The sequence below is a fragment of the Streptomyces sp. CBMA123 genome, assembly GCF_014596465.1.
Taxonomy (GTDB): Bacteria; Actinomycetota; Actinomycetes; order Streptomycetales; family Streptomycetaceae; genus Kitasatospora.
The window spans coordinates 1-8774 of the sequence record NZ_MECK01000226.1 but is presented as its reverse complement, the minus strand read 5'-3'; the positions used below and the strand labels follow the sequence as shown (position 1 = coordinate 8774).

The following is an 8774-nucleotide window of genomic DNA, read 5'->3' as shown; positions in this document are numbered from 1 at the left end:
ACCAGGGCGGGCGCGCCGGGGGCCGCGAGCCCGCGCCGGCCGGTGAGCAGCAGGCGGGTCACGCCGTGGCGGCGTACCAGGTGGCGGGCGAACACCGCGCCGAGGGCGCCGGTACCGCCGGTGAGCAGGACGGTACCGCCGGTGAGCAGGACGGTGCGGCGGGCGGGCAGGACAGTGCCGCCGGTGGGCATGGTCGGGGTTCCGGTGTCGGACGGGGTTCCGGTGTCGGACGGGGTCATCGGCACGGCCCGGGCCAGACGCGGGACCAGGAGGCGGCCGGCCCGGATCGCCGCCTGGGGTTCGCCGGAGGCGAGCAGCCCGGGGAGGGCGGCGGTGGCGGCCGGGTCGCCGTCGAGATCGAGGTCGACGAGGACGATCCGGTCGGGGGCCTCGGACTGGGCCGAGCGCAGCAGACCCCACACGGTGGCGGCCGCCGGGTCGGTCGCCCCGGCCACGGCTCCGCTGGTCGCGACCACCAGCGGCACGGTGGCGGCGCGTTCGTCCGCCAGCCAGGTCTGGGCCAACTCCATTGCCCTCAAAGCCAGTTGATGAGCCTGCGCCGGAACGTCGGCGCCGGCCACGGGCGTCAGCGGGGCGAGCACGGCGTCGTACCCGCCGATCGTGTCCAGTACCTCCGCGAGGTGTTCGACCCTGCGACCCAAGGGCGTGGTCGGCCCGGCGCCGAGCACGGCCCAGGTCAACGGCGGCACCGAGGCCGGCGGGGTGACCGGCACCCAGTCCACCTGGAACAGCCCGTCCCGCGCCCGGGCCCGCTCCGCCTCGGCCGCCTGGTCGCGCCCGGCCGGCGGCCGCAGGACCACGGCGTCCACGGAGGCGACCGGACGGCCGACGGGGTCGGTCAGCCGCAGCGCGGTACCGTCCGGCCCGGGGCTGATCCGGGCCCGTACCAAGGTGGCGCCGGCGGCGTACAGCCGGACCCCGCGCCACTCGGCGGCGAGCCCGGGGCCGGTGCAGCGCAGCACCGCGTCCAGCAGCTCCGGCGGCAGGCCCCAGTCGTCCGCCTCCTCCGGGAGGGCCACCTCGGCGAACAGCTCCCCGTCCGTCCGCCAGAGCGCCGTCACCCCGTCGAGGTCCGTGTCCAGCGTCTCCGCGCCCGGCGGCGGCCAGGCCGCACCATCCGCGACCGGCCGGGCGGCACCCCGGCTGAGCGCGCCCGAGGCGGACGGCGCCCAGGCCCCGCTCTCCCCCGCCCGGGTGTGGACCGTGAAGGCCCGTCGGCCGTCACCGTCCGCCGGGGCGAGCACCAACTGTGCTTCCACCGCCGCGCGTTGCTCGTCCACCACCAGGTCGTCCAGCACGCCGTACCCGGCCTCCTCCCCCGCCCGCAGGGCCAGTTCCACCAGCTCGGCCGGCGAGCCGCCGGGCAGCCGGCCGGCGAACACCAGCTCGCCGCGCCCGGCCAGTTCCGTGACGCCGGTCAGCAGCGGGTGTCCGAGCGCCCGGCCGACTGCCTTCCGCACGGTCCGGGAGGGCGTCAGCCAGTACCGTTGCCGCTCGAACGGGTACGTCGGCAGTTCGGCCGCCCCCGTCCGCCGCGGCGGGCCGAGGACCGTACGCCAGTCGACCGGCACCCCGGCCGCCCACAGCGCGCCCAGCGCGCCGATCAGGCCGGGCGCCTCGGCGGTACCCGCCCGTACGCTCGGCAGTGCCGTGACCTGCCGGTCGCCGCCGTCCAGGCAGGCACCGATCAGCGGCGACAGCACCGCGTCCGGCCCCACCTCCAGCGCCACGCCGACCCCCTGGGCCGCCAGGGTGCGGACGGCGTCCAGGAAGCGCACCGGGCGGCGCAGTTGGGCGCTCCAGTGGTCCGGGGAGCACAGGTCCCCGGCGGTGGCGAGGCGACCGGTCACCGTGGAGACCAGCGGCAGCGTCGGCGCGGCCAGCCGGACGCCCGCCACCGCCCGCCGGAACTCCGGGAGCATCGCGTCCAGCCCGGCCGAGTGCACGGCCCGGCTGATCGTCAGCCGGCGCACCCGGCGGCCGCGCCGCTCGACCTCGGCGGCGACCTCGCCCACCGCCTCGGCGGCGCCGGACACCACCACCGACGCCGGCGCGTTGACGGCCGCCAGCGACACCTGCTCGCCGTGCCGCGCCAGCAGCTCGACCGCCTCCGCCTCGGAGGCCTCCAGCGCCACCACCGCCGCGTCGGCGGGCAGCGCCTCGACCAGCCGGCCGCGGACGGCGAGCAGGGTCGCGGCGTCCGGCAGCGACAGCACCCCGGCCACGTGGGCGGCGGTTAGTTCGCCGACCGAGTGCCCGGCCACCACGTCGGGCCGCACCCCGAAGGACTCCAGCAGCCGGAACAGCGCGACCTCGAAGGCGAACACCGCGGCCTGCGCGTACCCGAAGCGCTCCAGGGCTCCCCCGCCGTCCAGCACCTCGCCGAGCGGCGCCGACAGGTGCGGGTCCAGCGCGGCGCAGACCTCGTCGAAGGCCGTCGCGAACGCCGGGAACGCCCGGTGGAGTCCGCGCCCCTGCTCCGGGCGCTGCGAACCGTGCCCGGGGAACACGAAGGCGAGCCGCCCCGGCCGGACGGGCTCCCGGTCCGACTCCCCGTCCGGCCGGTCGGTGAGCGCGCGCAGGCCGCGCAGCAGGGTGTCCTCGTCGGCGCCGACCAGGGCGGCCCGGTGCCTGAGCGCGGCGCGGCCGGTGGCGAGGGTCTCGGCCACCTCCCGGGGTGAGGTTCCGGGGTGGCGTTCGAGGTGCTCCAGCAGCCGGGCGGCCTGGGCGCGCAGGCCGGTCGCCGTCGCGGCGGACAGCAGCCAGGGGACGGCGGGCAGTGGCGGGGCCTCGGGCGCGGGTTCGGGCGCGGGCTCAGACACGGGTTCAGCCTCGGGTGCCTGTTCCAGCAGCACGTGGGCGTTGGTCCCGCTCACGCCGAACCCGGACACACCCGCGCGGCGCGGCCGACCTGTCGGGGGCCAGGGCCGCCGCGAGGTGAGCAGTTCGACCCCGCCGGACGGCCAGTCGACCAGCGGGGTCGGCCCGTCCACGTGGAGCGTCGGGGGCAGCACGCCGTGCCGCAGTGCCTGCACCGTCTTGATCACCCCGCCGATCCCGGCGGCGGCCGTCGCGTGCCCGAGGTTGGACTTGACCGAGCCCAGCAGCAGCGGTCGTCCGACCGGCCGGTCCGCGCCGTAGACGGCCTGGAGGGCCTGCGCCTCGATGGGGTCGCCGAGCCTGGTGCCGGTGCCGTGTCCTTCGACGGCGTCGACCTCGGCGGGGGTGAGTCCGGCGTCGGCCAGGGCGCCGCGGATCACCCGTTCCTGGGCGGTGCCGTTGGGCGCGGTCAGCCCGTTGGAGGCGCCGTCCTGGTTGACGGCCGTGCCGCGCACCACCGCGAGCACCCGGTGACCGTGGCGGCGGGCGTCGGCGAGCCGCTCCAGCAGGACGAGCCCGGCGCCCTCGGCCCAGCCGGTGCCGTCGGCCGCCGCGGCGTAGGACTTGCAGCGGCCGTCCGGGGCCAGGCCGCGCTGCCGGGCGAAGTCGACGAAACCGAGCGGCGAGGCGAGTACCGTCACCCCGCCCGCCAGGGCCAGCGTCGACTCGCCGTCGCGCAGCGAGCGTACGGCCAGGTGCAGGGCCACCAGCGAGGAGGAGCAGGCGGTGTCGACGGTGACGGCCGGGCCGTGGAAGCCGAAGGTGTACGCGATCCGGCCGGAGACCACGCTGCCCAGGCGCCCGGTCAGCAGGTAGCCCTCGTACTCGGCCGGGGTGTCCGGGCCGAGGTAGGACTGCTCGGTGGCGCCGGCGAACACCCCGACGTCGGTGCCGCGCAGGGTGGTCGGGTCGATGCCCGCGTGCTCGAACACCTCCCAGGCGGTCTCCAGCAGGAGCCGCTGCTGCGGGTCCATGGCGGTGGCCTCGCGCGGGGAGATGCCGAAGAACCCGGCGTCGAAGCGGGTGGCGGTGTCCACGAAGCCGCCCTCGCGGGCGTAGGAGGTGCCGGGTACGGCCGGGTCGGGGTCGTAGAGGGCGTCGAGGTCCCAGCCGCGGTCGGTGGGGAAGGGCGTGACGGCGTCCCGGGCGTCGAGCACCAGCCGCCACAGGTCGTCGGGCGAGGCGACGCCGCCGGGGAGGCGGCAGGCCATGCCGACGATCGCGATCGGCTCGCCCGAGGGCGAGGGCGAGGGCCGGGTCAACTGCTGCTGCGCGGACTCCAGTTCGGCGATCCGGCGGCGTGCTTCGCGCAGGTCGGCGGTGACCCAGCGCAGGTAGTCGACGAGCTTCTCCTCGTCCGACATGGTGGATTCCTCTCTCGGCGGGCGTGCTGTCAGCTCCGGAACCGACCGGTGCTGTCAGCTCCGGGCCCGGCCGAGCTCGTTGTCGATGAGGTCGAACAGCTCGTCCTTGGTGGCGGTTTCCAGCCGCCCGAAGCGGTCGAGCAGTTCCCGCAGACGTTCGGTGACGGCGAGGAGGTCCGCGCCGCCGACCGGCAGGCTCGCCAACGCCTCCTCCAGTCGGTCGACTTCGGCGAGCACGGTGAGCTGGTCCGGCCCGTTCCTCTCGGCCAGCCGGTCGAGCAGCAGGTCGGCCACCGCGTCCGGGGTGGGGTGGTTGAACAGCACGGTGACCGGCAGCTCGATCCCGGCGAGTGCGGCCAGCCGGTTGCGCAGCTGGACGGCGGTGAGCGAGTCGAAGCCGAACTCCCGGAAGGGGCGGGACACTTCGATGGTGGCCGGGTCGGCGATCCGCAGGACGGCCGCCGCCTCGGTGCGCACCGCGTCCAGCAGCTGGGCGCGCCGCTCCCCGGCGGGCAGCTCGGCGACGCGCCGGGCGAGCGCTCCCGCGTCGACCGTCGCCGCGGCAGACTGAGCGGACTGAGCGGACGAAGCGGGCGGGACCCCGGGATTCGCCGGTGTGGTCGGCTCCAGCCAGTAACGCTCACGCTGGAACGGGTATGTCGGCAGGTCGACGTGCCGGGCGCTGGTCCCCGCGAAGAAGGCGGACCAGTCGACGGCCGCCCCGGCCACGTACCGATCGGCCAGCGCCCGTACGACGGCATGCGGCGCGTCCTCCCCGACCGCGGCCACCAGCACGCCCCCCAGCCCCTCCGCTGCCGGCCCCTCCGTCACCGGCCCCTCCCCCGCCAGGGCGCGCTCGGCCCAGGCCTCCGCATCCGCCCACCACTCGACGCGCTCCTCACCACCGCTCACCGCCGACCCCGGGGGCGAGGTCCGCGCGGCGAAGGCCAGCGCCGAAACCTCCCGCCGGAACTCCGCCCGGGCCGCCGGGTCGTCGCCCTGCCGGAGCAACCGCCCGCGGGCCGCGAGCAGCGCCACCGCGTCCGGCGCGGAGAGCACCCCGGCCAGGTGGGCGGCCACCACCTCGCCACTCCCCACACCCACCACCACCGGCCTCAATCCCCAAGCCGTGTAAAGGCGGTGAAGCGCCACCTGCCCGGCGAACCCGCCCGCCGCCCCGGCAACCGCGGCCGCTTCGTCGTACGCTGCCGCGAACACCGGGAAGGCGGAACGGAGTTCAGCCACCGCATTCGAACCGGGCCCGTCCCCGTCCGGGCACAGGAAGACCGTCCGCGCCTCCCCCTCCGCCCGCCGGACCCCGTCCGTTCCGACCCTTCCGGCCAACTCGCCCAGCGCGTCGATGAGTTCGGCAGCCGTACGGCCGACCACCGCCGCCCGGTACGGCAGCGCCGCCCGGGTGACGGCCAGCGCCCGGGCGACATCCCGGTGGTCCGGCACCGCCCCCGGGCCGCCGACCAGCGCCAGCAGGTCCCGCGCCCGCTCCGCCAAGGCCGGGGCGGAGCGCGCCGAGAGCACCCACGGCACCACCGGCAGCACGACCGACGGCTCGACCGGCTCCTCCGGCGGGGCCTCCTCCAGGATCACGTGCGCGTTCGTCCCCCCGAGCCCGAAGGAGGACACCGCCGCCCGGCGCGGACGGTCGACCGCAGGCCAGTCGCGGGCCTCGGTGAGCAGGGCGAGCGCCCCCGAGTCCCAGTCCACGTGCGGGGAGGGCTGTTCGGCGTGCAGCGTCGCGGGCAGCCGGCCGCGCCGCAGCGCCTCCACCGTCTTGATCACCCCGCCCACCCCGGCGGCGGCCTGGGCGTGCCCGAGGTTGGACTTGAGCGAGCCCAGCCACACCGGCCGCCCCGGCGAGCGCTGCCCGTAGGTGCGCAGCAGGGCCCGGGCCTCGATCGGGTCGCCGAGCGCCGTCCCGGTGCCGTGGGCTTCGACCGCGTCGATGTCCTCGGTGGTCAGCCGGGCGTCCGCGAGGGCGGCGCGGATCACCCGTTCCTGGGCGGGGCCGTTGGGCGCGGTGAGGCCGTTGGAGGAACCGTCCTGGTTGACGGCCGAGCCCCGGACCACGGCGAGCACCCGTCGGCCGTCCCGGCGCGCGTCGGAAAGCCGGGCGAGCATCAGCAGCCCGGCGCCCTCGCCCCAGCCGACGCCGTCGGCGGACGCCGAGAAGGCCTTGCACCGCCCGTCCGGGGCGAGGGCGCGCTGGCGGGAGAAGCCGACGAAGGCGGCGGTGGTGGCCATCACCGTCACGCCGCCGGCCAGGGCGAGGTCGCACTCGCCGCGGCGCAGCGCCGCGCAGGCCAGGTGGAGGGCGACGAGCGAGGAGGAGCAGGCGGTGTCGACGCTGACGGCGGGGCCCTCCAGGCCGAAGGCGTAGGCGAGTCGTCCGGAGAGGATGCCGGGGGCGCTGCCGCTGAACAGGTAGCCCTCGAAGTCCTCGCGGGGCAGGTGGGGCCGGCTGCCGTAGTCGTTGTACATCACTCCGGCGAACACCCCGGTGCGGCTGCCGCGGAGGGTCTCGGGCGCGATTCCGGCGCGTTCGCAGGCCTCCCAGGCGATTTCCAGCAGAATGCGCTGCTGGGGATCGGTGCTGAGGGCCTCTCTCGGGGACATGCCGAAGAATTCGGCGTCGAATCGATCGGCGTCGTACAGGAATCCGCCTTGTTCGACGTAGCTGGTGCCGACGGTGTCGGGGTCGGGGTGGAACAGGGAGTCGAGCGGCCAGCCCCTGTTCGCCGGGAATCCGCCGACCGCGTCGACGCCGTCGGCGGCCAGTTTCCAGAGCAGTTCCGGGGAGTCGGCGCCGCCGGGGTAGCGGCAGGCGGTGCCGATGATCGCGACCGGTTCGGACTGCCGCTCCTCCAGGGCCCGCAGCCGTTCCCGGGTGTCGACGGCGTCGGCGACCACGCGCTTGAGGTACTGGCGCAGGGTGTCATTGTCGGCCACGTGGGTCTCCGGTCCTGGGTCGGGCGGGCAGGGCGGCGCGACGTCGGACGATCGCGGACGCACCCTAGCCGGGTAGCTGATCTCTATCAGATCTGACCCGCCGTCAACATTTCGACCAGGAAAGTATGCAGAGCATGCAATCGGCCCGGCGTTTCCGAGGCAACGTCACAATGCCTTTCCTCCAGGCATGTTCGGATACGATCACCGAGCCCTCCCCACCCAATCCGATATCTCGGGACCACTCTTGGCACTCGGCAGGTCGTCCCGGCTGCCCTCGCTCACCGGCCTGCGCTTCGTCGCGGCCGCGGCGGTGGTCGCCCAGCACTCCAGCCTGATCTGGACCCACGGGCACGGCGAGAGCGCCACCCTGCTCCGGCTGGGCTTCGCCGCGGTGACGTTCTTCTTTCTGCTCAGCGGCTTCCTGCTGACCTGGGCGTGGCGGCCGGACCAGCCGGTCCGGGTGTTCTGGCGCCGCCGGACGGCCCGGATCATGCCCACCCACCTGGTGACCCTGCTCGCCGGCGTGCTGCTGCTCGCGGCCGCCGGGCAGACCGTGCCGCTGCGGGCCTGGCTGCCCAACGCGCTGCTCGTCCAGACCTGGTCGCCCGGCTTCGACCTGCTCGACCCCGGGGTGAACGGGGTGTCCTGGTCGCTCTGCTGCGACCTGGCCTTCTACCTGCTGTTCCCCGTCATCGCACGGCGAACGGCCGCGATCCGCTCCGAGCGGCTCTGGCACTGGGCCGCGGCGGCCGTCGCCGCGATCCTGCTGATCCCGCTGCTGCTCACGGCGGCGCGGCCGCTGCTCGGCGGGCCGCCCTTCGGCCTAGGACTGACGCTGCGTCAGATCTGGCTGGGCTACACCTTCCCGCCCACCCGGATACCGGAGTTCCTGCTCGGCATGGTGCTGGCCCGGCTGGTCCAGGAGGGCCGGCTCGACCGCGTACGGACCTGGCACGGCGCCGCCGCCTTCGCGCTGCTCTACCCGCTCGACCACGCCTCCCCGCTGCTGTTCGGCGTCGCCGCGATCACCGCCCTCCCCCTGGCCGCGCTGATCGCGGGAGCCGCCAACGCGGACCGGCTGGACCGGCCGTCCTGGCTCGCCCACCCGCTGGCCGAGCGGCTCGGGGCGCTCTCCTTGACGCTCTACCTGACGCACTACCTGGTGATCGAGCACGGCGACGCGCTGCTCGACCCCTACGGCACGGCCGATGGACTCCGCCGGCCGCTGTACACGGTCGTCCTGGCCGCCGCCTCGCTGGCGGCCGCCTGGCTGCTGCACACCTTCGTCGAGGAGCCGATGGTGCGCGTCCTGAACGGACCGCGCCGCGCCCGGCCCGCCGAACTCCTCGCCACCGCCGACCGGAGGGAAACCCCATGACCACCACCCGCACCCCCGTCGCCGTGCTCGGCCTCGGCCTGATGGGCACGGCCCTCGCCGACGCCTTCCTGAGCGCCGGGCACCCCACCACGGTCTGGAACCGCACCGCCGCCCGCGCCGACGGCCCGGCCGCCCGGGGCGCCCACCGCGCCGCGACCCCCGCCGAG

At 75.9% G+C, this 8774-nt stretch carries 3 protein-coding genes and 1 pseudogene; 2 read left to right on the top strand and 2 right to left on the bottom strand.

Features of this window, described 5'->3' with window-relative positions:
- A pseudogene (locus BG452_RS24255) lies at window positions 1-4265 on the bottom strand (type I polyketide synthase); the annotation flags it as partial.
- A 54-nt stretch (window positions 4266-4319) separates the two neighbouring features.
- Window positions 4320-7229, bottom strand: a complete 2910-nt coding sequence (locus BG452_RS24250) for a type I polyketide synthase (protein WP_188306479.1) — start codon at window positions 7227-7229, stop codon at window positions 4320-4322.
- Between the two features lie 244 nt (window positions 7230-7473).
- On the opposite strand from BG452_RS24250, the gene BG452_RS24245 reads away from it, so the two are divergent.
- On the top strand, window positions 7474-8607 hold the full coding sequence (locus BG452_RS24245; RefSeq protein ID WP_188306478.1) for an acyltransferase family protein: 1134 nt from the start codon (window positions 7474-7476) through the stop codon (window positions 8605-8607).
- On the top strand, window positions 8604-8774 hold a 171-nt coding region (locus BG452_RS24240), incomplete at its 3' end, for an NAD(P)-binding domain-containing protein (protein WP_262986041.1). The genes BG452_RS24245 and BG452_RS24240, both read left to right, overlap by 4 nt.